Source organism: Paenibacillus sanfengchensis (assembly GCF_036864765.1).
GTDB lineage: Bacteria > Bacillota > Bacilli > Paenibacillales > Paenibacillaceae > Fontibacillus > Fontibacillus sanfengchensis.
The window spans coordinates 401,833-427,853 of sequence record NZ_JBAGJC010000003.1 but is presented as its reverse complement, the minus strand read 5'-3'; the positions used below and the strand labels follow the sequence as shown (position 1 = coordinate 427,853).

Here is a 26,021-nt window from a genome sequence, read left to right as displayed (position 1 = left end):
CCGTGCTCCACATACATTCTAAATGGCTTCCATTTCAAGGTGTTAAACTGGTTCTCGTCATCACAATCCTTGAAAAGGAGGCTTTGTTCATCATGAGTTTTATGCATCGGGCAGTAATGTACGTAACTCGAAAAAAAGGAAAGAGTATTTTATTGTTTTTGGTTTTATTCGTGATCGCGACTTTTGTTTTGACGGGAATATCCATTAAAGACGCTTCTCAAGCGGCAAGCACCGACCTTAGAGAATCGCTGGGGGGGAGATTTACCATCTACATAGATATGAGTAAAGATAACCCTTATGTAGTTACGGAAAGAACGGAACCCAGTGACGGCGGAAAACTAAGTATAAATTCATACAGTACGGGTCCGCTGATTTCGGCTGAAACGCTGGAGTCCGTCAAATCGGTGGGTGGAATAAAGAACTACTATGCCTCCGAAATGTGGCAGCCTCATGCCGAGAACTTTAATTTATTGAGAGGCAAACTTCCTATTAAGGACGGCTATGAAAATATGGTTAACGCCATAGCGGTGTCAGGAACAGAGGTCAGCGATTTTTTTACAGCACGATCCATTCAGCTGTCCGAGGGGCGCCACATTTTACCGAAGGATCGTCATGTTGCTGTGATCAGTCGCGCATTAGCCGAGGAAAACAAATTGAAAGTCGGGGATAGCTTAAAACTGGGGATCATGGATAGCGTTGCAAACCAACTGGGGATCAATCCGCACAACAAGATTGAACTCAAGATTGTCGGGTTATTTCAACCGACGGGTGAGGACCAAATAACCGAGATGACTTCTGCCTATAACATGATCGAAAACCGTGTGTTCACGGATATTTATTCGCAGGCGGAGCTGTTTAATAGCGATAAGGAGCCAGGGTTTTCGGAGGCTACGTTTTTTGTGCAAAACCCTGATCAATTAAATTCCATAGTGGAAAAAGTTGAAGCACTCCCAAGCATGGACTGGAAACAATTTAATGTCAGTGTGGATAACGAGACATACAGCCAGGCGGCTGCACCATTAAACAACCTGTCTCGTCTGGTTAAGATATTGCTGATTATTATGATGGCGGTTAGCGTTGCCATTCTTTCTCTGCTCTTAACGCTATGGATGAGAAACAGAGTGTATGAAACAGGGGTTTTCCTGGCTTTAGGAATCCATAAGTTCAAAATATTGGGTCAGTATGTGACGGAAGTTCTGCTCATCGCAATAGTTGCGTTTGGAATCTCCTATTTTTCGGGAAATGCTATTGCGGAGAACGTAGGGAACGCGCTGCTGCAGCAGCAGCTTTCCCGGGGAGAACCAAGTGAACAGACTGGCACCGTGGCGGTGTCGTCAGTTGTGGTTGCTGAGCCGATAGCCGGCACGGAAGCCTTAGATAGTATCGAGGTAAAGGTAACCTCAAGGAGTTTTGTCCAGCTATACTTGATCGGAACCTTGATTATTGTAATCGCCGTAGGGATGTCATCCGTTTCGGTCATGAGGCTGAATCCCAAAGAAATTCTTTCCAAAATGAGCTAAGAAGGGTGGTAAAAAGGCGATGTATTTTGAGGCACTCCATGTATCCTACTCCTACGACAAGCAAAAATTACTTTTTAGTGGGGTTGATATGAGCATGGAAACAGGGAAAATGTATGCCATAATTGGCCCATCCGGTTCAGGTAAAACAACCTTGCTCTCAATCCTGGGGGGACTGGATTCTCCGATGCAAGGTAAAGTTCTGTTTAATGGTGAGGATATAGCGCAAAAAGGACTGGAGTACCATCGGAGGCATCACGTAGCGTTGGTTTTTCAAAACTATAATCTTATCGATTATATGAATCCCGTGGAAAATATCAAGATGATCACACACAAGAATCCACTGGAGATTTTGAAAAGATTGGGCCTTACGGACGAGGAGGCAAAACGAAATATTCTACAACTTTCCGGAGGCCAGCAGCAACGGGTAGCGATTGCCCGTGCCTTGGCATCGGATGCTCCCGTGTTGCTCGCGGATGAGCCGACCGGAAACCTGGATGAAGATAACGCGGCGGAGATCACGGAAATTCTGAGAGAAAGCGCACATGAATTTCAAAAATGTGTTGTCGTCGTCACCCACTCCAATGAAGTCGCGAAAAAAGCGGACTACATATACCGAATTAAGCGCGGCAAAGTGCAAGGTATGGAAGCGCAGCATGCTAATTGACGCGGTTTTCGGATGATTGGGGGAATGGGTGAGATGTATGGTAAAAAGTTTAACAAGGGCTTGGTGGTCATCGTTATTATGAGTTGTTTACTTGTTGCAGGCTGTACAAGGGGGGCCGGTCATCATTCCGAGGAAATAAAAGTGACTCTGAAAGTGCTCTATCCCAACGAGGAGGCCTTTTTTCGGCAATACGGCGATCTATTTAGGATGAGTCACGCGAATATCGACTTTGAAGTGATCCGTACCCCAAACCTGAACAGCAATGGGCGGGATAGAACTTATGAGGAAGCTTTAGACGAGCTTGTAAAAACCGAACAACCGGATATCCTGATACTAGATACAGCTACTTTTAAAAACTATATATCTGAAGGCAAACTTTTGGAATTGGACTCGCTCATTCAAAAAGATCATTATCCTTTAGAGGGAATCTATCCGGGGCTCATTGACCTGTTAAAGGAGTTGGGGGGGAATAAGTTATACGGCCTTGCTCCGACCTTTTATGGGACCGCCCTCTTTTATAATAAAGGATTATTCAGCAAATACGGGATTGAACAACCGCATGATGGAATGACATGGCAGGAAGTCTTGGATTTGGCGCGCCGGTTTCCAACCGATGGAGATGAGGGGTCCCGGGTATACGGCTTTGGAAATGACTATCCGATAACGGTAATGAACTATCCGATGTCTGTAGGAAATTTGGTCGATCTCATTGCCAATACGGAAGGCTTGATGAGTGTAAATCCGAATATCTTGAAGCTGACAGTTGACACGGATTCCTGGAAAAAGGTATACCGGTTGGCTATAGAAGCTGAAAAATCGGGAGTCATTTATAATCCGAAGGATGCCGGATTTACGGGAGGATCGATCGAAGAGTACTACCGCAGCCAGGCGTTTCTGATGGGACGGGTTGCTATGATTATAGGCGATCCTTATACATCACAAAATGCAAAACTAGCTCGGGACATCCTGAAAGATGACAAGCCGATCAATATGGGGATCGTCTCCGGGCCGGTGAATTCTTCGGATCCTGAAACAACCCTGACTGCAAGTGTGGACGAGATATTTGCGATTCATGGGAATTCAACGAACAAAGACGCTGCCTGGGAGTTCCTTAAATTCGTGAACGGTGAAGATTACGCCCGAGTGAAATCAAAATCAATGAATGGGACTTTGCTGTCAAGAATGGGGTTTAATGAAGAGTACGGAGGTCAAAGTCTCGATGTCTTTTATGCTCTAAAACCAAAGATAAACCCAGATCATATGAATTCGGATAAAATTCCCGATGCGTTTTATGTACAGCTCCAGTCTATTGTGAGCGGAGAGCTCTCCCAGGTGCAAGAGGGTAAAAAGTCACTTGATGAAGCGGCTAAAATGATTCAGGACGAAGGACAGGTCGCCTTGGATCAGGTATTAAAGGATCAGCAAGCGGATAGAGGAACTTCGAATTAAGGACAGAGGAAACGGGGACTTTGCCAGGTGAGCTATCTTGCGGTCAATTAGTGCCCATCAACCCGTCTGTAACTAAACTGCAAACGAAAAGGCGCCGCCTTCGTCAGGGAAATGACGGAGGCGGCGTTTTTTTGGGGTGCGTTATTTTTGCGAATCTGTGCAGCTTCCTCTCGTTGCCCATCCCCCGTTATATCCCGCATCGGGCTTTACGAGACGCTGGGCGCGGCGGGCTGTCTTTTTGCGGGATTTCGGGTCCCCGGCGTATGGACCATATACATCAGGAGGGCCAGCGTAAGCGACAAGGAGGAGGGCGGATACACCAGGTAAACTTCCTTCCATTCCGGGGCGAATTTGTTTTTGTAATCGTACAACCCTTTAAAGTTGTACCAACGGTTCCCGAATTTGTAGATCCAACGGGCGATCAACAGTTCATTCACGTTCGCCAGGGGGGCCATTCCCAGACCGCAAGAGTCATAGTGATGCTCTTTAGCCCATTTGAACAGGGAGGCGAAGAGGACATCCATAGTCCCGTGAGGACATGCCTTGGAGTATCGCATCAAGTCGACGGTGAGCTGCCTGCAAACCGGAACCTCCTCCGAGGCCGACAGCAGCGGCGGATCGCCGACGATCGAAGCGAAGGCCTCGTATTCTCCGTCCGGTCCAACCAATAAAGCTACGGGAAACCGGCTGATGTATTCACGGTCAAAAAAACCGACGGAAAAGCCTTTTTCCTTCCGCCCGCCCAGCCATTCCTCCGAAATGGTATGAAGTCGAGCCAAAAAGGATTCGGAATACGGAGGGAAGTGCACCGCAAAGGAGAACCCCGCCCGTTCAAACTTATTCAGGCGGTTGCGCAATTTTAACCAGGCCTTACCGTTTAAATGGAATTCCGGCAAATTCACATGGGCCTCTTCACCGATTTTGAGATGTCTGAATCCATAGCCCCGGAACATGTCCAGGTTCGAAGCCCCCGTTTGGTAGAAGGCGGGGATATGCTTCCTTCTCCGGCAATCAGCGATAAATTCTCTGATGATTCGCTCCATCGCTTCCGGTGGGCCCAAAGGGTCGCCAAGGACGATTCTCCGGTTTCCGACCGTGCGATAGGCGATCAATGCCTCCATTCCGGAGTCCCAAAACCATTCTTTATCGCCAAGATAATATAAGTGTGCGTGTGAATTGTAACCCCATCTTGCAAGAATTCGATGGAGGCGCTGTTCTTCCAGGTTCATCTCAATCAAAGGAAACATCTCCTAAGCTGTCTGATCTATGCTGTATAGATGTAGAAAATTGTCGAATAAGTTTATTATCGGTAGAAATTCAACCCGGCTTAATAGATTTCCGGAAAATTACCTTGAGTACTATAGCGGAAAAAGATATAAACACATAAAATCAAAATAAGATCGCATAGCGTTTTACAATATATGGATATAAAATCGTGTTGTAATAGCGCGAATTTGTAGAATAACCTGATCGATTGATATCGTTGGCATTAAGGAGGTCTCGCCATGCAAATATCAAGACAGGAAATACTCAAGCGGCTAAATGCTCAAATCAAAGTCAACGGACATATTATAGGTGTCGCTGCCGGCAGCGGCATGACGACCAAATACAGCGTCTTGGGCGGGGCGGATCTTATTCTGGCCCTTAGTGCCGGACGCTTTCGGCAGATGGGACGGGCGTCTCTGGGATGTTATCTTTGTTATTCCAACAGCAATGAAGTTGTAATGGATTTTGCCTCGCGCGAGTTGATGCCGCTCCTGCAGGATACTCCGATTTTATTCGGACTGAACGCTACGGACCCTGGTATTTCGCTCCCGGAATACATTAGGCATATTAAAAAATCCGGCTTTGACGGGATCAACAACTGGCCCACGATCGGACTGATCGACGGGAAGTTTCGCGAGGCACTGGAGGAAGAGGGGATCTCCTATCGTCAGGAAATCGAGGCGATCCGCCTTGCCCATGAGCAGGGGCTGTTTACCTTGGCCTTTGTCTTTGATGCCTGGCAGGCGGAGCAGATGCTGAAGGCCGGAGCGGATATCATCTGCGCCCATCTGGGGCTGACGACCGGCGGCGTTTTGGGCGCGAAGAAAGTGCAGTCGTTGGACAGAGGGCGGGGGGATGCCCAGCGGATTTTCGATACCTGCGATCGGATTCGTCCGGAGGCGATAAAGATGGTCTACGGCGGCCCGATCAAATCCTCCATCGATGCCCGCTACTTTTACGACAACTCCGCTTGCCAGGGCTTTTTAGGCGGCTCTTCCTTCGAACGGATTCCGGCGGAAAAGGCCATTTTGAACACAACCAAATCCTTTAAAATTTCCCAAAGCGACGAGGAAGAAAATAGCCTTATCAAAGTGTTGAACGGACAGGCTCAGGACTACGACTATGTGGAGTTTATTAAAGAGCATATCATCCATCACTATAATGAACCGATTCTCCTTAGCGAGCTGGCCTTGGCGGCCCATGTCACGCCTTCCTATCTGAGCGCCAAGTTCAAACGAATTGTCGGTTGCAGCTTTACGGAATATTTGATCCGTTTCCGAATGAACAAGGCGGGGGACTTCCTGAGGGAGACCGACATGCCCGTGGGAAAGGTGGCGGAGCTGGTTGGTTATGGCGATTATTTTCAATTCACCAAAATGTTCAAGAAATATAAAGGCATGACGCCCACAGGCTATCGAAAAACCCACTCCCCGAAAGAATACGGCCAGCGGGGCGAAATCTAATATAAGCACAAAAACGGCGTACTTCAAACAATATCAAAATTTCCGCCAAGTCGTACAATTAGGTTATCAGTTCTGAAAGCCGTTACATGATCAACGGCGGACAGAAACAGATCATTCCAGGAGGTGTTTCTAATCAATGAAAACCGTAGCCATCGTGGGGACCTTCGACAGCAAGGGGAAGGAATTCCTTTACTTGAAGGAGCTGTTTGCGGAAATCGGCCTTAACACCTTGACCCTGCATACGGGAACCTTTGAACCCGCCTTTGTTCCCGATGTTTCCAACGAAGAAATTGCTGCCGAGGCAGGTGAAAATCTTCGGGAACTGGTAGCCCGGAAAGACCGGGCTCGCGCCACGGCAGCTATGGCAGAGGGAACCGAAAAAACCGTGCTCCGCCTTTATCAGGAAGGCAAGTTCCAAGGCATCATCTCTTTGGGCGGCTCAGGCGGCACCTCGATTATCACGCCGGCGATGCGGGCTCTGCCCATCGGCGTACCGAAAATTGTGGTATCTACCATGGCTTCCGGGAATACCGAACAGTATATAGGCACCAGCGACGTGATTTTGATGCCTTCGATTGTGGATGTGGCCGGACTCAACTCCATTTCCACCAAGATTTTCAGCAACGCGGTTTTTGCCATGGCGGGCATGCTCGAGCATGAAGCTACAAGAATAGAGAAAAAGCCTTTGGTTGCCGCCACCATGTTTGGGGTGACGACCCCCTGCATAGAAACAGCCAAATCCTATTTGGAGGAGCAGGGCTATGAAGTGCTGGTCTTTCATGCTACCGGTACCGGTGGCCGCACGATGGAGGACCTGGTGCGCAGCGGTTATTTCCAAGGTGTGCTGGATTTGACGACGACCGAATGGTGCGATGAGCTGTTTGGCGGCGTGCTGAATGCCGGGCCGAACCGCAGCGAAGCCGCCGGACTTTGCGGCGTGCCGCAGGTGGTTTCCGTGGGGGCTTGCGATATGGTTAACTTCGGCCCGATCGACACCGTGCCTGAGCGCTACAAGCACCGCAACTTGTACCGGCATAATCCGACGGTCACCCTGATGCGTACTACGGCCCAGGAAAACAAAGCCGTCGGCGAGAAATTGGCGGAGAAGCTGAATTTGGCCAAGGGTGAAAGCGTTTTAATGTTGCCGCTGAAGGGCGTCTCCATGATTGACGCCGAGGGCCAGCCTTTCCATGGCCCCGAGGAGAACCAAGCTTTGTTTGATGCTTTAAGAACCAACCTGAATCACAGCAGGGTGGAGCTTTGCGAATTGGATGAGCACATCAACGATGATTCCTTTGCGCTTGCCGCCGCTAAAAAACTCATTGCCATGATGGAGAGCAAAGCCTAATCATTCACAGACAAAAGGAGAAATAAAACATGAATACGATGACCCGAAACGAAATCCTGGCCAAATTCAAAGCGGAAGTTGAAGGCGGAAAGATCCTACTGGGCGTAGGCGCCGGCACCGGCATTACCGCCAAGAGCAGCGAAGCGGGCGGCGCGGATATGCTGATTATTTACAACTCCGGCCGTTACCGGATGGCCGGCAGAGGTTCTTTGGCCGGGCTTCTCGCTTACGGCGATGCCAATGCAATCGTGGTCGAAATGGCTTCCGAGGTGCTGCCTGTTGTGAAGGACATTCCGGTGCTGGCCGGCGTTTGCGGTACCGACCCGTTCCGCGTCATGGATATTTACTTAAAGCAATTGAAGGATATGGGCTTTAACGGCGTGCAAAACTTCCCGACGGTGGGACTCATCGACGGCGTGTTCCGGCAGAACCTGGAAGAAACCGGCATGGGGTATAACCTGGAAGTGGAAATGATCCGCAAGGCGCATCAGTTGGACCTGCTGACCTGCCCTTATGTCTTTGACCCGGATCAGGCCAAGGCGATGGCGGAAGCCGGTGCGGATATTTTGGTGGCTCATATGGGGCTTACCACGAAAGGTACGATCGGCGCGAAGACAGCGCTCACCCTGGATGATTGCGTCGTGAAAATCAAGGATATCATTGCCGCGGGGCGTGCCGTTCGTCCGGAGATCATGGTCATTTGCCACGGCGGCCCGATCGCCGAGCCGGCGGATGCCGCTTATATCATGCAAAATATACCCGATATCGACGGCTTCTTCGGAGCTTCCAGCATCGAGCGTTTTGCGGCGGAGAAGGGCATCCGGGAGCAGTCGGCCGCGTTCAAGGCCATTTCGAAATAAGGAAAAGGCGGAGAAGCCCGGATTTTATTATACCCACTCATGATATATGATGGATAATAGCGGGATAAGGAGCGGTAATATGGACTTCGGTACAATAGATCAACTTAAAAGCGAATTGGATGCCCTCCGGCCTTTGCCGGCAGCAGCCGTCAAAAATCTGGAAGAAGTCTATCGTGTCGAATGGACCTACCACTCGAATGCGATCGAAGGAAACTCGCTGACCCTTCTGGAAACGAAACTTGTTCTCGAAGATGGTTTGACTATTGGGGGCAAAAAACTGCGTGAGCATTTTGAAGTCGTCCACCATTCCGAAGCTATTGATTATGTTCAAGATATCGTAGACCGCAAGATCGAATTAACCGAGTTCGTGATCAAGTCGCTTCATCATCTTGTTCTGAAAAATATCGACGACGAACTTTCCGAGAAAATGGAGCAATTGGTCCGGTGGTATTACGAGCAAAAAGATAAGCTTCATCCCGTCCAACTGGCAGCGGAATTCCACTTCCGCTTCGTCTATATTCATCACTTCAACGATGGGAACGGGCGAACGGCAAGGCTCCTCATGAACTTAATCCTTATGAAATACGGATATCCTCCGGCCATACTAAAGTCTGAGACCAGGGATCGGTTAAGGTATTACGAGACGCTGGAAGCTGCAAGCGTTCAAAGTGGGCTGGAGCCGTTTGTACAATTGATCGCCGGATGCGTAGAGGAAAGCTTGCGAAGATATATCGGTACGGTAAAGTAAATTAAGACGACGATAATAGAAGACGGCCGGGGATCAGGGCCGTCTTCTTTGCAATTCATTTCTCCATTAGCTGCCAAGCTGCGTTTTTACCTGCTGAATTTCCTGGTTATCGGCCATCATGGCCGGCTGGTAATAACCTTTCGACTGGGCCAGCCTAAACAGTTCGTACTGCGAGGCTTCGCAGTTATTTCTGATCTGCTGGATGGTCGATCTGAGCTGGGGGTTGGCGCATTCCGAGATCGCGCTGGCATAGGTAGTCAGGCTGTTTTTGACCATGGACAGCGCATCATTGACCATTTCTTTTTCCTGCATCATGTCGACTTGATTCCTCCCTAGTTCAAGAATGACAAAAGCTGTTGCTTGGTGTTTAACGCGTCCTGGGCCGATTTTTCGAAATAAGCTTTCACCTGCGGATCGGTACTCTGCTGAGCGTAAGCCAGCATCTTTTGGTTTGCCGTTTCATGCGCGCCGATCAGATGGCGCAGGCTTTGCAACTCCTGCTGATTGATTTGGGCCATCTCTTCATACTCCTTTCAGGGGATTCATGGGTTATTGTCTGCTTTTTGCATGGAAATATGCGGGAACCCATTCTACCGGTACTTATGGTAAAATAGGGGAAAATACCGGCGCATTGATCAGGAGTGCCGATGGGTTGGTCAGGAGGGGGAGTGAATATATGACGCAGGAGCCAGTCGTGCGTATCAAGAACGTCACCAAAAAAATCGGATCCAAGGTGTTGATCGACCGCTTGACCCTGGACATCCCGCCGGGCCAGGTATTCGGCTTTCTGGGACCGAACGGGGCCGGCAAAACGACGACCATCCGGATGATGGTCGGTCTGATGTCGATTACAAAGGGAGATATTCTGATCCAGGGAGCCAGCGTCAAAAATGATTTCGAGCGGGCGATCTCGGCGGTCGGGGCGATTGTGGAGAATCCGGAAATGTACAAGTTCCTCACCGGGTATCAGAACCTGCTGCACTATGCGCGGATGTCTCCCGGGATTACCCGGGATCGGATTATGGAAGCGGTGGAGCGCGTGGGGATGCAGCACCGGATTCACGATAAAGTGAAAACCTATTCGCTCGGCATGAGGCAGCGGCTGGGAGTGGCTCAGGCGATTTTGCACCGGCCGAAGCTGCTTATTTTGGACGAGCCGACGAACGGCCTGGATCCCCAAGGCATTCGCGAGTTGCGGGATTACCTACGGATTTTGGCGAAAGAGGAGGGGACGACGGTTTTCGTCTCCAGCCATCTTTTATCCGAAATGGAGTTGATGTGCGATACCGTGGCGGTCATTCAGCATGGGCGGCTGATCGATGTCAAAACGCTCGACAGGGAAAACAGCGCCGCGGACCGCCCCCAAGAAACCGCATTCGAAGTGGACGCACCCGAAAGAGCGCTGCATCTCGTAAAGGAAGGTCGGCTTGAAGGCAAGCACTTGATAGTCACCGCCGATCGCTCCGCAACCGCCGAAATCAATACAAAGCTCGTTTTGGCCGGGATTTCCGTATACGGCATTCGGATTTTGACCCGTTCGCTCGAGGATCAATTTTTGGAAATGACGGGGGGCGGAGAAATTGATTGATTTTTTACGGCTCATCCAAAATGAAAATATGAAAATCTACCGTCGGTTGCGGACCTGGGTGATGGCGGCCATTCTGGTCGTTCTAACGATCCTGTTCGGTACGCTGTACTATTTAGGCAGCTCGACAAGCCCGGTCGGAGTCTGGGATGCGGTGGATCAATTGTCTTTTCTCTACTATTTGGTCACGATTTATTCGGTGGTTGTCGCATCCGACATCGTTGCGGGAGAGTTTACCTGGGGGACGGTCAAGCTGCTTCTCATCCGGCCTTGGACCCGCACGAAAATTCTGCTATCCAAGCTGCTGGCGGTGCTGTTGTTTACGGTGCTGACGACGGTGGTGTTTTTCCTGGCCTGCCTGGCGGTTTCGTTCCTTCTGTTTTCTGATATACCGTCCGGTGTATTCCCGGCAGGGGTGGAAGCCTTTTGGATGATTGTGGAGAATTTGTTTTATCGGTATATCGACCTTCTGGTGATTACGACCTTTTCTTTTATGATCTCTACCGTTTTCCGGTCCGGGGGAATCGCCATCGGTCTGTCGATGTTCATTTTGTTTGCGGGCGGGCTCTTTACAATGCTGTTTCACCCGGCCCGTTATCCTTGGGCGAAGTATATGCTGTTCGTGAATATGGACTTAAGCAAGTATCGGGGAGGCGAGCTGGGGCCTGCGGGAATGACGCTTGGCTTTTCGGCCGCCGTGCTTAGCGGCTATGTGATCGCGTTCCTGGTCATCGCCTGGCTCGTATTCAAAAAGAGGGACGTCGCCGCATAACCCCGAGCATTCAGCAACAAAAAAGTTCCCGATTGCATCATATGCAGCCGGGAACTTATTTTTTTCGAGTCACCGCGATTACCCCGCTTCAGGCTGAGCCGCTTTTTTCGAGGACTTCTCTTTGACGGGAAGCACGGAAGGAGACGTCCTTTCCATTTGAGCCGATCCGTTCAGGAGCCCTCCTTCGATGATGACCAGTTTGGCCACATGGACGGTTCCTTCGACTTGCCCGCTGCCGGTAATGGTAAGCCGGCCTTGGCTGGTAATATCGCCGATGACTTTACCGGCCACGATGATGTCGCTCCCTTTGATATTGGACAACGCTTCGCCGGTTTCCCCAATCACGACCTGCCCGCCGCACTCGATGTCACCGTAAAATTTCCCTTCAATCCGTATGTTCGTTTGGCATTCCAGCTTGCCTTCCGCCGAACTTCCCTTCCCTATCAGCGTATCTGTACCGTCTGCGGCGGCACTGTTCTTTTTGAGCATCGTTTTTTGCCTCCTTCATGAAAAATATAATGAAAAATTACTTGAGATAAGGCAACGGGTCGACAGGTTCCCCCTGCTTGACGATCTCGAAGTGGAGATGGGGGCCGGTACTCCGGCCGGTACTGCCCAAGCCGCCGATTTCCTGTCCTTTTTTGACGCTGTCCCCCTCGGAAACGCCGATCTGGCTAAGGTGCAGATACCAGGTTTGCAGTCCTCCGGGATGCTCCACCACGATGTAATTGCCATGAGACCCGTCCCTGGCGGTCGTAATCACCTTCCCCGCACCCGCGGCGTAGACCGGGTCGCCGGTTTTTCCGGCAATGTCGATGCCGGCGTGAAAAGAGGCCCGTCCCGAAAAAGGGTCGCTCCGGTATCCGAAATTGGAAGTCAGGCGCTTGGACAACGTCGGCCATTCGGTGGGCGTGCCCGAAATCGAGCGCTGTGTCTGCCGGGCTTTTTTTAGCGTGTTGGGGATATTGCGCTCCATTTCGTCCAGGAGCGAGCTCATTTCCGCAAATTGTTCACGCGTCACGGCAGCCAACTGTTCAATTTCGTTCTCATGGACCGCAATAAATTCGCCTCCCACCCCGAGGGTTTCGGGTTCTTCGTAGGACAGAGAAGAGAGGTTCCGCAAACCTTCCTGTCCGCCATACTTCTTAATGAATCGCTGCAGCTCGGTTTCAAGCTCGGAAACGCGTTCCATCCGGTCCATCATTTCACGGGACTGCCCGGACAACGCGATCACTTCATTCTGCAGCCTTTCGATCGCTGCGTTTTTGTCGGTCACGATTGCTTCGAATCGCAGTTCTTGATCCCGCACCTGGTGTTCGAGTCGGGAAATCGTCTGTCCGGATTGAATCTGGAGGCTGATGATCAGCCCGGAAATGGACAATAAGGCAAAGAGTGGCACGGCGATGACCAGCGGTTTGGAAACCTGAAGCTGTTTTACGGGCTGGTTGGCATCCCTCAGGACGAGCAGGGTCATCCGCCGGGGGTGGGCGAGGCCTAAACTGGCGGTTTTCATGGCATCTCCCTTCCTCTCAAAATGAGCTTCTATAACTTATCTATTCCTATGACTCTTAAAACATGTCAAAAAATCCGGCTTTGTCTGATATATCGGAGGACGAGGCGGAGTGGACCTGAATAAACCGGAGGCAGAATGGTTAATGCTGATTGAAGGGAAGGGTGAAGACCATGGTGTGGCTGGTTACCGTTTTGCTCGCATTCATTTTTCAAATCGCTACGATACTTGTATTGGAGTTTCGGAAGCCCAGCAAGGCGGTCGCCTGGATGTTCATTCTGTTCGTCGTTCCGCTGATCGGCTTTATTCTCTACTATTTTGTGGCACAGGATTATAAAAAACGCAGGAAGCTGCGGAGCCAGGGAACCCGGCTGTTTCAGGAGATGAAAGCCAAGCTGTGGCAGCAGTCGGTCATTGTGGAAGCCTCCGGGCAAATGAACAATAAAGGCTTCGAAGGTCAGGAGCGCCTTTTCGGTCTGCTGACCCATCTCTCGGAAAGCCCGATTACGGGATGCAACGAGACCAGGGTGCTGAGCAGCGGGGAAGAGGCCTTTGAGGCCATGCTCGAAGAGATGAGCAAAGCCAAACATCACATACATATCGAATTTTATATTTTTCGGGATGACGGCTTAGGCGGAAGATTTAAGGAAGTCATGATCTGGAAAGTCCGGGAGGGCTTGAAGGTGCGCCTCATCTGTGACGGGTTGGGCAGCTATCATTTGCCGCGTTCTTTCGTGCGGGAACTGCGGGAGGCCGGGGTAGAGGTTTATTTTTTTCTGCCTCCGCTGATCGCCACGCTGGACCGCCGGATCAATTACCGCAATCATCGCAAAATCATTGTCGTGGACGGGACAGTGGGATTTGTGGGCGGGCTGAACGTCGGTGACGATTATCTCGGCCTTTACGATAAAGTAGGGTATTGGCGGGATACCCATTTGCAGATTAAGGGGGATGCTGTCTATTTTTTGCAAAACACGTTTCTTGGCGACTGGAAGCTGGCCGCAGGTCAGGGGATTCATGACCCCGATCTGTTCCCTGAGCATCATTGTCTCGGCAAAGAACAGGTGCAGATTCTGGCCAGCGGTCCGGATCAACACTGGAACGCCATCCAGGAAATGTGTTTCGGGTCGATCGCCGTGGCCAAACGGAGGATTTGGATCGCCACCCCGTATTTCATCCCGGACGCCAGCGTCTATGCGGGCCTCAAAACCGCGGCGGTGAGCGGCATCGATGTTAAGATTATCATCCCTTACAACTCCGACAGCCGCCTCGTGAAACTGGCCTCGCTGTCCTATGTGGAGGAACTGCTGCAGGCGGGAGTCGAGTTTTACGAATACACCAAAGGCTTCATGCACGCCAAAGTGCTGATCGTCGACGACTTACTGGCCTCCGTGGGAACCGCGAATATGGATATGCGCAGCTTTTTTTACAATTTCGAGATGACGGCCCTGCTGTTCGACGAAAAAACCATCGCCCGCCTGTCCCGGGACTTCCAGCAGGACATGGTCGACTCCCGCCGCATCAACCCGCGGGAATTCGCCCGCCGCTCCCGCAGGCAGCGCATGGCCGAGCTGGTCGCGCGGCTGCTCTCGCCGCTGCTGTAGGGGCGAGCGGGGGAGGGAGAGAGCCAATGAAAATTCTAACGGTCGCCAAAGCCGTTATTTTCCTGAAATAGAGTGGCTTTAAATTCTAACGGTCGTGAGAGTTCTTATTCGAGCCATTTGGGTCGACTTATCTTCGAATTCCGCAAATTAGCGGCGCTCACGACCGTTAGAAATCTGTTTAGGTGAATTTTGGCAAAATAGCGGCTGTGGCGACCGTTATAATGGCGCCGTTATCATCCCGTTCCACTCTCGGTCCATTTAAGCGAGTTTATATGAACGATAACGCTGATTTCCGCTCGCGACTATGAGGTGCTTCTTCGCCAATAGACAATGCAGTATAACTCTTGTCCGTCTTTCCGACAGTTGCAGATGCTTCGCAAGTTCCGGGGGCGTAAACGGCCGCAGCAAACGGCGGGCATAGCGCAGCGTTTCGGCTTCGGCCCAGTTCAAATCGGGCGGAACCGCACCGGACAGGAACTTTCCGACAAAAGCGAGGACCAACTGCTTACAGACGGCGGGGTCCTCTTTGATGGAGAGGTAGGCAATCGGGAGAAAGTACCAATCGTCCAGGACCAGCAAGGCCTGCTTCATGCATAGATCCTTAAACCGGCCGGCCTCGATATCTCTGGCGTGGGAGCGGAAACCATGCAGCTCGATGCAGCCTTTGGCACCGCCCGGGCCCGGCATGTAGGCAAGGTCAAGGTAACGGCAGCCGTTATTCAAATCGCGTACCTCGTACTCGGCATATAAGTGATCCAGGTTTCCGATCGTCGGAAACCAGATCGCGCGCAGAAATTCCACGGTCCCGTGTCCCAACCCGTTCGCCAAAAGCTCCCGCCGCCTCGCATTCGTCTCTTCGCTCAACTGCCGCTGCAGCCAACCCGCATAGACCTCTTCAAATACGCTCATTTGTTTGCCTCCCGCTTTTTCCGAAATTATTAAAAAGAAAAGCCGCCCCAATACGCGGCTCCTAAAAGGGCCTGCGCATCAAGGCGGCATGTGCTTCACACCGACAAAAACATGTATTGGTCGTTATTTCCACAACATCAATGTACCGCAATCACAGGGCCATTTCAAGCAGGTTCCCATTGCTTGTTCCCCTAGCGGACCCCCGGCTTCCGCAAGTGCTGCAGGATCAGTTCCACCGATTGAGGCGGCACATCCTGCAGCAGATCCCCCCGCTCCCGAAGGCGCTGCCCGATATTGAGCAAATGGAAATCGGCCGGAGACGGATTGCGGGCGACCTCCTCCCACGTAAGGGGCGTCGAAACGCTGGCCGCCTGCCGGGCACGGGGCGTGTAGGGGGCGGCCAGCGTTTTTCCGCCGTAATGCTGGAGGTAGTCGAAGTAGATTTTATCGCCGCGGTCTTTTTTTAGCCGTTCGATCGTAAACAGGCGCGGATGCTTCTCAGTGACATAACGGGCGACAAAATGGCCGATCAGCCGCAGTTCATCGAACGTAACGCCATACTGGATCGGCACGATAATTTGCACGCCGGTCGCTCCCGAAGTCTTGGGCACCGAGGACAGGCCGAGCGAGGTAAGGATTTCGCCGACATATGAGGCGGCCTCCATGATCCGGGGCTCTTCCTGCAGGGTTGGATCGAGGTCGATCATCCATTCGCAGGGCAATAACTCCCCTACATAATGCAGGGAGGGGTGAAACTCGATGGCCGCCAGATTGCCGAGCCACAAAAGGACGGGAAGGCTGTCCATGACAATGTACCGGATTCCTTCGTGTTCGGCGGTTTGGACAAAGGACGGGAGCGGATCGGGCGCGTTTTTTTGGTAGAAAAATTTGCCGTGAATGCCTCCGGGGTACCGAATGGTTGTCAGCAGGCGGTTTTGACAATAACGGAGCAGATAAGGCGAAAGCTCGGCCAGCCTCTGCAAGTAGATCAGCTTCGTAATCCCGGCTTCCGGCCATAGCAGCTTGTCCGGGTTGCTTACAGGCACCTCGGCTCCTTCAATCGTAATACTCCCTTTGATCGTTCGCGCCATAACAAGACCCTCCTTCCAGCTTCTTTTTATAGCGTTGCCCGTTTCCCCGAAACTATAAGCCTCCCCCCGACGGGATAAAGAAGGCCGGGGGAGGATACCGGAGCATAGGTTAGCCAATACAGGAACAGGAATGCGGAGCAGGGCGGGTGGGCACACTTGGAAAAAAGCCCGCACCATCGGAAGGAGAAAAATGACGCGGTGGAAGCGAAAAAGGAGGACGGAGAGATGGAGCTAAAGCCGGTCATTCCGTTTGAGCCGGTCAGAGCGCATGAAGTGCCCCATGGGGAAGATTGGGTCGCCCAGGTAAAGTGGGACGGAGTGCGCATGCTGACTTATTTTGACGGCCGGGAGGTGAGGCTGATCAATCGAAAAGGAAACGACCGCACCCGCCAATATCCGGAATTCACGGATGTGCCGGGGTATTGTCGTGCGAACTCGGTGATTCTGGACGGTGAAATGATCGCGATCTCCGGCGGGAAGCCCTCCTTCCACGAAGTGATGAAACGCGACAGCCTGCGGCGGGACCAGGAGATCCGCTCGGCCGTTTCGCGGGTTCCGGCGATTTATATGATCTTTGATATATTGTACTGCAACGGCGATTGGGTGACGGGGAGGACGCTAGGAGAACGCCAGGATCTGCTGAAGGAGATCCTCGTTCCGCATGAACGGCTGCAGCCCGTTCCCAATGTGGCGGACGCGGACCGTCTTTTTGCGGTGATGAAACAGCAGGGCTGGGAGGGCATCGTCTGCAAACGGCTGAACAGCACCTATGCGGTCGGCGGAAAAGATGCCCGCTGGACCAAGCTGAAGCTGGCGCATGATCTATACGCAGCCATCGGCGGAGTTACCTACCGCGACGGCAGGGTCAACGCTATTCTACTGGGGGTGTACGATGCAGAAGGAAGATTTCTGTATATTGGCCATGCCGGAACGGGAAAATGGAAAATCGAAGAATGGAGAAAAATCACGGAGCTGGCGCATCAGCTCAGAACGGGAACAAGGCCATTCGCCAACACGCCGGAACGCATTAAAGGGGCGGACTGGCTGATGCCGCAGCTTACCGTGAAAGTCCAGTTTCTGGAATGGACGCCCGGGGGGACCATGCGTCACCCGGTCATCCAGGGCTGGGCGGGCGTGCCTGCCGAAGCCTGCGTCCTCACCCAGCAGGTTTAAGGGTCAAGGGGAGCCGCTAAAGCGGAGCAGGCGTATGCTCAGGATATCGTCTTCTTCGCGGTTTTCCCCGTGCTTTTGCGCTTAGGCTTCGTCACGACTTCCGGCTCGCCCGCACCTGCGCCCGCCGCGGGGGCTTTGGTCTTTTTGCCGCCGCCCGCCGCGGCCGCGCCCTCTGCCGCCGGGGCCTTCGTCCGGCCCCGCTTGGCCTTGGCCGGCCCGGGATCGGTGGCGATCGGCTTGACGGCCTCGATACTCGCCTGGAGCGCGGCCATCAGGTCGATCACATTGCTCTCCGGCCTGGTGGGAGCCAGGCTGATTTCCTCTCCGGCCACTTTGCTTTCGATCAGCTGCAGGAGGTTTTCCCGGTAGTCGTCCGTGTATTTTTCCGGTTCAAACGGGGTGGACAACTGTTCGATCAGCAGCCGGGCCATCGTCAGTTCCTTCTCATTGGTGCTGATCTGTTCCGGAAGGTTCGGCACTTGCGAGATCGGACGGATCTCATCGGGGAAAAAGATCGTCTCCACCGCGAGGCAGCCTTCCATCACCCGGATCGCGGCCAGACTGCTTTTGGAGCGGATGGCGATTTTTGCGACCCCGATTTTACCCGATTGGCGCATCGCCTCTAGCAGCAGTTGGTAAGCGTTCGATCCGGCCTGGTCCGGAGACAGGTAATAAGTTTTCTGAAAATAAATCGGATCGATCTCATGAAGATCGACAAAATCTAGGATGGTGATCGTTCTTTCGGCACGGGCGGACAGCTGTTCCAGCTCTTCTTTCTCAAACAGAACGTATTTGCCTTTTTCGTATTCGTACCCGCGCGAGATTTCCTCCCAATTTACATCTTCGTCACAGGTGGGACAGCGCCTGACGTAGGAGATTGGACTGCCGCACACTTTATGGATATATTTCATCGAAATATCTTTGTCCTCGGTGGCGGAGAACATCTTGACCGGCACATGGACAAGACCGAAGCTGATCGCTCCCTTCCAGACGGTATGCATCTATCAATCGCTCCTTTAAAATCGTATTTTCCTTAGTATTAGATAAAATTTGGTTTTCTATAAGGGTCAGTTCGAGCCTACCGGGGTCGGATTCCGTGTTGCGGGGCCTGGGACAGACCGATATAATGGGGACATACGTTTTTTGAGGGCTACGGATGAAAAGCGGGCGCCAGTCCCATGGCATTTCGGGTGCCGCCAGGCTTTTTTTGAATATCTGCAGGTATTTGGATGCCCGGTGGAAATAGCGGCCTTTTGGGGCGCTATTTCCGCCCGATTCGGCTTCGGGCGAATCATAGCGGCCCAAAAGGGCCTTATTGACCTGCCCAGGGCCCCATAATCAGGGACTGGCCCGCTTTCCCAACAATAAGACCCGAAAAAGCCGCTATTTCACACCGCCTAGTCGAATTCGACAAAATAGCGCCTCATCAGGCACTAGCGATGCACTAACCCTAACATGAAAGAAGAGTGTGGTTAAAAATGGGAGCCCTATCTTACGCATGGCGTAGTCTTCCTTTTTTTTCGGGAAATTTTCTTTTGCCTTCCAAGGCTGACCTGCATTGAAATAATCGAGTATGAATTCCTGCAAAAGGTCAGGCATTCCGGCTGGTACTAACGCCTGAGAGGAGTCTAACGGCTGTAGCAGCCGCTATTTAACGAAAAGTAGCCCTTTCGAAATTCTAACGGTCGTGAGCGCCGTTATTCTCTTGGATTCTCGCTTTAACAGCCTGTTTATGCGAAAATAAGCGCTGTGGCGACCATTAGAATGGGAAATCGGCGTTTTCAGGACAAATAACGGCTGTGGCAACCGTTAGCGTTAATTTCCGTCTTTCTTGCAAGGCTGCTCATGCGACGGCGGTTAGGGAAATGGGACACGCCGGATCCAACTCGCCACACCGAGGCGACAAGTTTCAAAATAAGTAGCACCCTGTCAGGTTTGATGCAACTTCAGTGCTCATCAGGCCCTTATTTACCTGCACGGCATTCAAATTGCTTAATGCCACGATAGTGCACTTGTGCACGAGCGAGACGCTTGCTCGCAACATGTTCTTATAGAGCTGATGGAAGCCACCGGCCAAGCCGGAGGTTATGACTGAAAGAAGGGTACCGAAGAATGGATGAATGGATGTTTGATAAAGGCGCCGCGGGATTCGTGTTTCGGGCGGAGAACCTGGAGGGGACCGACCGGCTCGCCGGCCGGCTGGCCCATATGGCCGTTCCCGGGACCGTCATCGCGTTGGACGGGGACTTGGGAGCGGGAAAGACCGCTTTCTCTCAGCGGTTCGCCAAGCATTTGCAAGTGGCGGACACCGTGAACAGTCCGACGTTTACCTTGATCAAGGAGTATGCGGGCAGATTGCCCTTTTACCATATGGATGTGTACCGCCTGTCGCTGGAAGAAGCGGAGGAGCTTGGACTGGACGAGTATTTCTTTGGCGCCGGGGTAACCTTGGTGGAATGGGCGAGCCTGATCGAAGAACTCCTGCCGCCCGAGACGCTGTATATCTACATCGAATCGGGGATGGACGGGGAGCGGACTTTTTACTTAAAAGGCTGCGGGCAGCCCTACGAAGCCTGGATCGACAACTTGCGGGAGAATGGAGTCGGGGATCATGAGTAACGAGCAAGAGGTACGGCCAGTCCGGCGGTTATTGGCTTTCGATACATCGACGTCCTCCCTGGCGGTGGCCGTGATGGAAGACGGCAAATTGCTGGCGGAGCGAAATATCCGCGCCGAACGGAACCATTCGGCGTACTTGATCGGCGCGATCGAAGATGCGCTGGCGGCCGCCGGCATTGCGAAGGCGGCGCTGGACGGCGTCGCCGTCGGCGTGGGCCCGGGCTCCTATACGGGAGCCCGGATCGCCGTCACGACGGCGAAGACGCTGGCGTGGGCCCTGCGCCTGCCGGTGTACGGCCTGTCGAGCCTGGAGGCGCTCGCCTGGGGCGGGCTCGCGCAGGGCGCGGGCCTGGACGCCGCGGACCTCGGCGTCCAAACCGGCAGCGGGGACCACTGGGTCATCCCGCTGGTGGACGCGCGGCGCGGTCAGACCTATACCGCGCTGTTCGCTGCCGGAGCCGGGCGGCCGTGTCCGGAGCGCATGGAGCCGGACGCGGTCCGGCTCATGAGCGACTGGACGGAGCAGCTGGGCGCCCGGCTGCGGGAGCTGGCGCCGGCGGAACGCCCGGCCGGCGTATGGTTCGTGGGCGAAACGGGGCAGCATGCGCCCGCGGCTGAAGCGCTTCGGCCCTTGCTCGGCGAAGCGCTGCACGTGATTCCCTACGAACTGGAGGGAATCGCCGTCGGGTTGGCTGCCGTCCGCCGGGCGCGGACGGCGGGCGGCGACGAGGTGCACGCCCTCGAGCCGAACTACACCCAACTGGCCGAAGCCGAAGCCAAACGGCTGCGGGAACGGCGTTAGGGGGCCGGTGATCATGGAATATCTTAAGGAAGAGACCGCCGGGCATGTCGGGTTCCGAACGATGGAGCTGGGGGACATTCCCGATGTGATGGTCATCGAGCACGAGTCCTTTTCGCTGCCTTGGAGCGAGGAGGCTTTTCGCAACGAGTTGACGCTGAACCATTTTGCCCGCTACCTGATCATGGAGGTGGACGGGCACCCGGTAGGATACGCCGGGATGTGGACGATCGTCGATGAGGCGCATATTACGAATATAGCCGTCCGAACCGCTTTTCGGGGGCGGCATTTGGGCGAGCGGCTGCTGCGCCGGATGATGAGTTGGGCCGGGGAGCTCGGCATGGAACGGATGACCCTTGAAGTGCGCGCCACCAACCGAGTGGCGCAAGCGCTCTACGCCAAGCTCGGCTTCGTCCCGGCGGGCGTGCGGAAGGGATATTATTCCGATAATCAGGAGGACGCCGTAATCATGTGGTGCGAGCTGCCGGAGGAGCTGCGCGGAAGCGGCGAGAAGGAAGGAAGCGAATAACTTGCGGAATCAGGATTGTTATATACTTGCGGTGGAAACGAGCTGCGACGAAACTTCGGCGGCGGTCGTCAAGAACGGGACCGAGGTTCTGTCGAATTTGATTGCCAGCCAGATCGAGACGCATAAAGCGTTCGGAGGCGTTGTCCCCGAGGTCGCTTCCCGAAAGCATGTGGAGAGCATTACGCTCATGCTGGAGGAGGCGGTCGAGCAGGCGGGGATCGCTCCCGGAGAGCTGTCGGCCGTGGCCGTGACCGAGGGGCCGGGCCTGGTTGGCGCCCTGCTGGTCGGTATTATGGCGGCCAAAAGCCTGGCCTTTGCGCTCGACAAGCCCTTGATCGGCACCCACCACATTGCGGGCCATATCTATGCGAACCGGCTGGTGGGAGAGATCCGTTACCCGTGCCTGGCGTTGGTCGTATCCGGCGGACATACGGAGCTCGTGTTCATGCGCCGGGAAGGCAGCTTTGAGCTGATCGGCCGGACGAGGGACGACGCGGTCGGCGAAGCCTATGACAAGGTGGCGCGCGCGCTCGGCTTTCCATATCCGGGCGGGCCGCATGTCGACAAGCTGGCGATGGAATCGGAGGTGGCGGAGGAGCTTCCTCGTGCCTGGCTGGAGCACGACTCATACGATTTTAGCTTCAGCGGCCTGAAATCGGCCGTCCTGAATGCGGTCAACCGGCATCGTATGCGCGGGGAGGACGGCTATCAGGCCGCCATCGCCCGCGGTTTTCAAGAGTCGGTGATCGAGGTCGTGGTGGAAAAAGCGATCCGCGCCGTCAAATCGACCGGCGCCGTACAACTGCTGCTTTGCGGCGGGGTGGCCGCGAACCGCGGCCTCCGTCAAGCCTTGGGCGCACGCTGTGAACGGGAAGGCATTCCGCTGTCGATCCCGCCGATGAAATACTGTACCGACAACGCGGCCATGATCGGCGCCGCAGCCTACCTGAAATGGCAGCGCGGGGAGTTTTCGGAGATGGAGCTGAAACCGGAGCCCTCCTTGTCTTTGGAGGCCTGGTCGGCGCGTTGAATAACCGGGAAGGGTAAATAAAATCGCAGAGTCCACATCCGCAGGCAAGTCCGCGGATGGAGGACTCTTTTTCTGCTTCCGCAGACGGCGGTTTACTTAGTATACTGGGAGAAAGACGTGTCGTTTTGAAAGGAGCGCCCCCTTACCATGAGTTATCAAAATACATTTATCCTGATTTCCTCGGATTGCCCGGTTCAGGAAGGGATCGAGCCGATAAGCAGGAAGGAGAGCAAGCCGGTGCACGTCATTCAGTACGAGCTGCTCACAGCGAATCCGTACAAGTATAATTATGATGAATTGCTGTTTGAAACGCATGTCCGGCACAAGGGCATTTCCGACTCTATGCTGCTCGAACGCAGGCAAGAATTTCGGGAAGCCTTGTTCGCCAAAAAACATGCCTGCATGCGGGCCTCGGCCCTTCCCAAAAGATACGGCTGGGGCGTTCACTACGATGCGGAAGGAAAGATGGCGATTTATGGGGCGGATTCGCCGCAGTACCGCGCTTTTGCGGAAACGGGGCGCGAGGACATCCAGCTCTTGTTGGCCATGCGCAGCCGGAGAACCTAGAGCGCTTTGGTTTAGTATTTTGATTTATTTTCACAGAAAAGAAGGGAAGATAGGATGAACGAGGTACAAGGTCCGCTGATCACAAAAGATTCGCTGTTCGCCGATTTACGGGCGCTCGGCGTCGAAGAGGGAATGACGCTGCTTGTGCATTCCTCCTATAAGTCCCTGGGCGGTTTTGTTGCCGGAGGGCCGGTTGCGGTCATTCTGGCCCTGGAAGAAGCCTTGGGAGAAATGGGGACGCTGGTCGTACCGACGCATTCCGGTGATCTTAGCGATCCGTCCGGTTGGCAGAATCCCCCGGTTCCCGAGGCTTGGTGGGAGACGATCCGGGAGCAAATGCCGGCTTACGATCCCGATCTGACGCCGCTGTGGTACATGGGAGTTATCCCGGAATTGTTCCGGAAACAAGGGGGGACGATCCGGAGCGGGCATCCGAACGTCTCTTTTGCCGCCAGAGGAGCTAAAGCCCGGGACATCACCGACGGCCACGGTCTCGATTACGGGTTGGGCGAAACCTCGCCGTTGGCGAGAATATACGAGACGGAAGGCTGGGTTCTGCTGCTGGGCGTAGGTCATGGCAACAACACTTCCATCCATTTGGCCGAATATCGGGCGGATTACCCCGGCAAAAAAGAAACCGTCCAAAACGCCCCCATGATGGTGAATGGACTGAAAAAGTGGGTGGATTACCGCGATGTCGAAATCGATGCCGAAGATTTCGACCGGATCGGGGCCGACTTCGAACGAGACACGGGCCTGGTCCGGCGGGGGAACCTGGCGGGAGCCGCTTGCCTGCTCATGCCGCAAATGCCTCTGGTGGACTATGCCGTGGATTGGATGACCCGAAACCGCAAGTAACCGGCTCCGTTAAAGACGGGCCGGTTATGCCTACTCGAAAATCCCCATGCTGATATACCGTTCGCCCGTGTCCGGGGCGATGCAAAGCACCCGTTTGCCTTTGCCGAGCATCCGGGCCAGTTTAAGGGCGGTCCAAACCGCCGCGCCAGATGAGGGCCCGACGAGGATGCCCTCCTCGGCGGCAAGCCGCCGTACCGTATTTAACGCGTCGTCATCGTCCACCTGAACGATTTCATCGTAAACTTGCGTATTGAGGACCGGCGGGACAAAACCCGGGCTCGTGCCCACCAGCTTATGCGGACCGGGCTCGCCGCCCGAAAGCACAGGCGACCCTTTGGGTTCCACGACGGCAATGCGGATCTCCGGCAAATGTTCGCGCAGATATTCTCCGGTCCCGGTGATCGTCCCTCCCGTGCCCGAGGTGGCGACAAAGGCGTCGAGCCGGCCTTCCATTTGAGCCAGAATTTCGGGACCTGTCGTCAAGCGGTGGATCGAAGGATTGGCCGGGTTCTGAAACTGCCCGGGAATAAAACTGCCTGGTATGCTTGCCTGCAGCTCCAAGGCTTTGTCAATGGCGCCCGGCATCCGCCGCGAAGCGGGGGTGAGCACCACTTCCGCTCCGTAAGCTTTCAACAGGTTGATCCGCTCGGGTGTCATATTATCCGGCATGACAAGGATGGCCCTATATCCTTTGGCGGCCGCATTCATGGCCAGCCCGATGCCGGTGTTTCCGCTGGTCGGCTCGATAAGGGTGCCGCCCGGCCGGAGGAGCCCGGCTTTCTCCGCCTCCGCGATCATGTAGGAGGCTGCCCGGTCCTTTACGCTGCCGCTGGGATTAAAAAACTCAAGCTTCACATACACCTCCGCGTCCCCGGTTCCGGTCAAACGATTTATTTTTACGGCGGGCGTTTCGCCTACCAGATCTACAATATGGTCCACTACTCTCCGCTTCATGCTCCTTCGCCTCCGCATCTTCGGTTCGACATTTGCAAGTGATGACGATTATGTCTATTTTACTCATGCCGGTGCGGCGGTTTCAACGCAAAACTTAAGGCGGGGGATTTCCCGAAAACCGCGGGTATGATATGGTGTATCTAACAACGAAGACGAAGCCTGGAGGTTTCGTCTTCGTGCGTTAAGAGGGGGAGAAACAGTTTAATAATTGTGATTTATATCACAAGGGGGAGAGTCATGAATCGGATGGCGAGCATGCCCATAACCGTAAAGATATTAATGGGCCTTCATTTCTTTTTAGGCGTTGGGGCTCTCTTTGGCGGGGGCGCTTTAGTGCTGGACCCCAGCGGGCAGGGGCTGGGGATGCCCCCGGATATGATGCGAGTCCCTGTTTTTACGAATTTCCTGATTCCGGGCTTGATCCTCTTTCTTGTGCTCGGCATCGGTCCACTGGGAGTCCTGTTTTCTTTGTTAGGCAAAAAACGCTGGAAACTCGGAGAAGCGTTAAATGTGTTTAAAACGGTTCATTGGTCATGGACCTTCTCGCTGTATACCGGCTTTGTCTTAATCATTTGGATCACGGTGCAGATGTATGTTCTTGATGCGGTTTACATCGTTCATCTCGTTTATATGTTTCTGGGCCTGCTCATTCAGATCGTAACCTTGCTCCCTACCACTCAGGATTATTATCGAGAGACTTAAA

At 53.6% G+C, this 26,021-nt stretch carries 27 protein-coding genes; 18 read left to right on the top strand and 9 right to left on the bottom strand.

What is annotated here, in order from left to right; genetic code table 11:
• Positions 1-92: 92 nt before the first annotated feature.
• Genes V4U84_RS08215 through V4U84_RS08205 form a run of 3 tightly spaced genes read left to right on the top strand, consistent with a single transcriptional unit; the run spans position 93 to position 3,633 of the window.
• Positions 93-1,520: an ABC transporter permease gene (locus V4U84_RS08215; RefSeq protein WP_334073608.1), complete on the top strand. Its 1,428-nt coding sequence runs from the start codon at positions 93-95 to the stop codon at positions 1,518-1,520.
• A 19-nt stretch (positions 1,521-1,539) separates the two neighbouring features.
• Complete coding sequence (locus tag V4U84_RS08210; RefSeq protein ID WP_334073609.1) at positions 1,540-2,184, top strand: ABC transporter ATP-binding protein; 645 nt, start codon at positions 1,540-1,542, stop codon at positions 2,182-2,184.
• Positions 2,185-2,217: 33 nt separating this feature from the next.
• Positions 2,218-3,633, top strand: coding sequence for an ABC transporter substrate-binding protein (locus tag V4U84_RS08205; protein ID WP_334073610.1), 1,416 nt, complete (start codon positions 2,218-2,220; stop codon positions 3,631-3,633).
• A gap of 206 nt (positions 3,634-3,839) precedes the next feature.
• On the opposite strand, the gene V4U84_RS08200 is transcribed toward V4U84_RS08205, so the two are convergent.
• Complete coding sequence (locus tag V4U84_RS08200; protein WP_334073963.1) at positions 3,840-4,862, bottom strand: phosphatidylglycerol lysyltransferase domain-containing protein; 1,023 nt, start codon at positions 4,860-4,862, stop codon at positions 3,840-3,842.
• Positions 4,863-5,138: 276 nt separating this feature from the next.
• Between V4U84_RS08200 and V4U84_RS08195 the strand changes: the two genes are divergently transcribed.
• From V4U84_RS08195 to V4U84_RS08180, 4 genes are all read left to right on the top strand, one after another.
• Positions 5,139-6,362 carry a phosphoenolpyruvate hydrolase family protein gene (locus V4U84_RS08195; protein ID WP_334073611.1) on the top strand — a complete coding sequence of 408 codons (1,224 nt, stop codon included), beginning with the start codon at positions 5,139-5,141 and terminating at the stop codon, positions 6,360-6,362.
• 136 nt (positions 6,363-6,498) lie between these two features.
• Positions 6,499-7,710, top strand: coding sequence for a Tm-1-like ATP-binding domain-containing protein (locus V4U84_RS08190; protein ID WP_334073612.1), 1,212 nt, complete (start codon positions 6,499-6,501; stop codon positions 7,708-7,710).
• Positions 7,711-7,739: 29 nt separating this feature from the next.
• Entirely contained in the window at positions 7,740-8,570 is an 831-nt protein-coding gene (locus V4U84_RS08185) for a phosphoenolpyruvate hydrolase family protein (protein ID WP_334073613.1), read from the top strand.
• Positions 8,571-8,649: 79 nt separating this feature from the next.
• Positions 8,650-9,318: a Fic family protein gene (locus tag V4U84_RS08180; protein WP_334073614.1), complete on the top strand. Its 669-nt coding sequence runs from the start codon at positions 8,650-8,652 to the stop codon at positions 9,316-9,318.
• Between the two features lie 66 nt (positions 9,319-9,384).
• Here the strand turns inward: V4U84_RS08180 and V4U84_RS08175 are convergent, their stop codons facing one another.
• Together V4U84_RS08175 and V4U84_RS08170 are read right to left on the bottom strand one after the other, a co-directional pair.
• A complete protein-coding gene (locus V4U84_RS08175; protein WP_334073615.1) occupies positions 9,385-9,633 on the bottom strand; it encodes a spore coat protein in 249 nt (82 codons plus the stop codon).
• A gap of 17 nt (positions 9,634-9,650) precedes the next feature.
• The gene (locus V4U84_RS08170) at positions 9,651-9,836 is read right to left on the bottom strand and encodes a hypothetical protein (RefSeq protein ID WP_334073616.1); all 186 of its coding nucleotides are present in this window, start codon (positions 9,834-9,836) and stop codon (positions 9,651-9,653) included.
• A 158-nt stretch (positions 9,837-9,994) separates the two neighbouring features.
• On the opposite strand from V4U84_RS08170, the gene V4U84_RS08165 reads away from it, so the two are divergent.
• Both V4U84_RS08165 and V4U84_RS08160 read left to right on the top strand, forming a co-directional pair.
• Positions 9,995-10,906, top strand: coding sequence for an ABC transporter ATP-binding protein (locus tag V4U84_RS08165; protein WP_334073617.1), 912 nt, complete (start codon positions 9,995-9,997; stop codon positions 10,904-10,906).
• Positions 10,899-11,675: an ABC transporter permease gene (locus tag V4U84_RS08160; protein WP_334073618.1), complete on the top strand. Its 777-nt coding sequence runs from the start codon at positions 10,899-10,901 to the stop codon at positions 11,673-11,675. Before V4U84_RS08165 ends, V4U84_RS08160 begins: the two co-directional genes overlap by 8 nt.
• Before the next feature lie 78 nt (positions 11,676-11,753).
• On the opposite strand, the gene V4U84_RS08155 is transcribed toward V4U84_RS08160, so the two are convergent.
• Complete coding sequence (locus V4U84_RS08155; RefSeq protein WP_334073619.1) at positions 11,754-12,164, bottom strand: bactofilin family protein; 411 nt, start codon at positions 12,162-12,164, stop codon at positions 11,754-11,756.
• A gap of 37 nt (positions 12,165-12,201) precedes the next feature.
• Positions 12,202-13,188, bottom strand: coding sequence for a M23 family metallopeptidase (locus V4U84_RS08150; RefSeq protein ID WP_334073620.1), 987 nt, complete (start codon positions 13,186-13,188; stop codon positions 12,202-12,204).
• A 170-nt stretch (positions 13,189-13,358) separates the two neighbouring features.
• Here V4U84_RS08150 and cls point away from each other — a divergent pair, with 170 nt between their 5' ends.
• Positions 13,359-14,789 (top strand): cardiolipin synthase, encoded by a 1,431-nt coding sequence (gene cls / locus V4U84_RS08145; RefSeq protein WP_334073964.1) that lies wholly within the window; start codon positions 13,359-13,361, stop codon positions 14,787-14,789.
• Between the two features lie 258 nt (positions 14,790-15,047).
• Here the strand turns inward: cls and V4U84_RS08140 are convergent, their stop codons facing one another.
• Positions 15,048-15,698, bottom strand: coding sequence for a transcriptional regulator (locus tag V4U84_RS08140; RefSeq protein ID WP_334073621.1), 651 nt, complete (start codon positions 15,696-15,698; stop codon positions 15,048-15,050).
• A gap of 191 nt (positions 15,699-15,889) precedes the next feature.
• The gene (ligD, locus tag V4U84_RS08135; protein ID WP_334073622.1) at positions 15,890-16,789 is read right to left on the bottom strand and encodes a non-homologous end-joining DNA ligase; all 900 of its coding nucleotides are present in this window, start codon (positions 16,787-16,789) and stop codon (positions 15,890-15,892) included.
• A 225-nt stretch (positions 16,790-17,014) separates the two neighbouring features.
• Between ligD and V4U84_RS08130 the strand changes: the two genes are divergently transcribed.
• Positions 17,015-17,962, top strand: coding sequence for an ATP-dependent DNA ligase (locus tag V4U84_RS08130; RefSeq protein WP_334073965.1), 948 nt, complete (start codon positions 17,015-17,017; stop codon positions 17,960-17,962).
• A gap of 38 nt (positions 17,963-18,000) precedes the next feature.
• On the opposite strand, the gene ku is transcribed toward V4U84_RS08130, so the two are convergent.
• The gene (gene ku, locus V4U84_RS08125; protein ID WP_334073623.1) at positions 18,001-18,963 is read right to left on the bottom strand and encodes a non-homologous end joining protein Ku; all 963 of its coding nucleotides are present in this window, start codon (positions 18,961-18,963) and stop codon (positions 18,001-18,003) included.
• A 1,111-nt stretch (positions 18,964-20,074) separates the two neighbouring features.
• Here ku and tsaE point away from each other — a divergent pair.
• The 6 genes from tsaE to V4U84_RS08095 all read left to right on the top strand — a co-directional run bounded on the left by tsaE (position 20,075) and on the right by V4U84_RS08095 (position 24,364).
• Positions 20,075-20,581, top strand: a complete 507-nt coding sequence (gene tsaE / locus V4U84_RS08120; RefSeq protein ID WP_334073624.1) for a tRNA (adenosine(37)-N6)-threonylcarbamoyltransferase complex ATPase subunit type 1 TsaE — start codon at positions 20,075-20,077, stop codon at positions 20,579-20,581.
• Positions 20,574-21,383, top strand: a complete 810-nt coding sequence (tsaB, locus tag V4U84_RS08115) for a tRNA (adenosine(37)-N6)-threonylcarbamoyltransferase complex dimerization subunit type 1 TsaB (RefSeq protein ID WP_334073625.1) — start codon at positions 20,574-20,576, stop codon at positions 21,381-21,383. The genes tsaE and tsaB overlap by 8 nt, the downstream gene beginning before the upstream one ends.
• A 13-nt stretch (positions 21,384-21,396) precedes the next feature.
• A complete protein-coding gene (gene rimI / locus V4U84_RS08110; RefSeq protein ID WP_334073626.1) occupies positions 21,397-21,909 on the top strand; it encodes a ribosomal protein S18-alanine N-acetyltransferase in 513 nt (170 codons plus the stop codon).
• Between the two features lies 1 nt (position 21,910).
• The gene (gene tsaD, locus V4U84_RS08105; RefSeq protein WP_334073627.1) at positions 21,911-22,939 is read left to right on the top strand and encodes a tRNA (adenosine(37)-N6)-threonylcarbamoyltransferase complex transferase subunit TsaD; all 1,029 of its coding nucleotides are present in this window, start codon (positions 21,911-21,913) and stop codon (positions 22,937-22,939) included.
• 147 nt (positions 22,940-23,086) lie between these two features.
• Entirely contained in the window at positions 23,087-23,506 is a 420-nt protein-coding gene (locus tag V4U84_RS08100; RefSeq protein ID WP_334073628.1) for a DUF6157 family protein, read from the top strand.
• Between the two features lie 54 nt (positions 23,507-23,560).
• The gene (locus V4U84_RS08095) at positions 23,561-24,364 is read left to right on the top strand and encodes an AAC(3) family N-acetyltransferase (RefSeq protein ID WP_334073629.1); all 804 of its coding nucleotides are present in this window, start codon (positions 23,561-23,563) and stop codon (positions 24,362-24,364) included.
• Between the two features lie 30 nt (positions 24,365-24,394).
• Here V4U84_RS08095 and cysK read toward each other — a convergent pair whose 3' ends face one another.
• Complete coding sequence (gene cysK, locus V4U84_RS08090; RefSeq protein ID WP_334073630.1) at positions 24,395-25,318, bottom strand: cysteine synthase A; 924 nt, start codon at positions 25,316-25,318, stop codon at positions 24,395-24,397.
• A 237-nt stretch (positions 25,319-25,555) separates the two neighbouring features.
• On the opposite strand from cysK, the gene V4U84_RS08085 reads away from it, so the two are divergent.
• Positions 25,556-26,020: a hypothetical protein gene (locus V4U84_RS08085; RefSeq protein ID WP_334073631.1), complete on the top strand. Its 465-nt coding sequence runs from the start codon at positions 25,556-25,558 to the stop codon at positions 26,018-26,020.
• Position 26,021 lies beyond the last annotated feature (1 nt).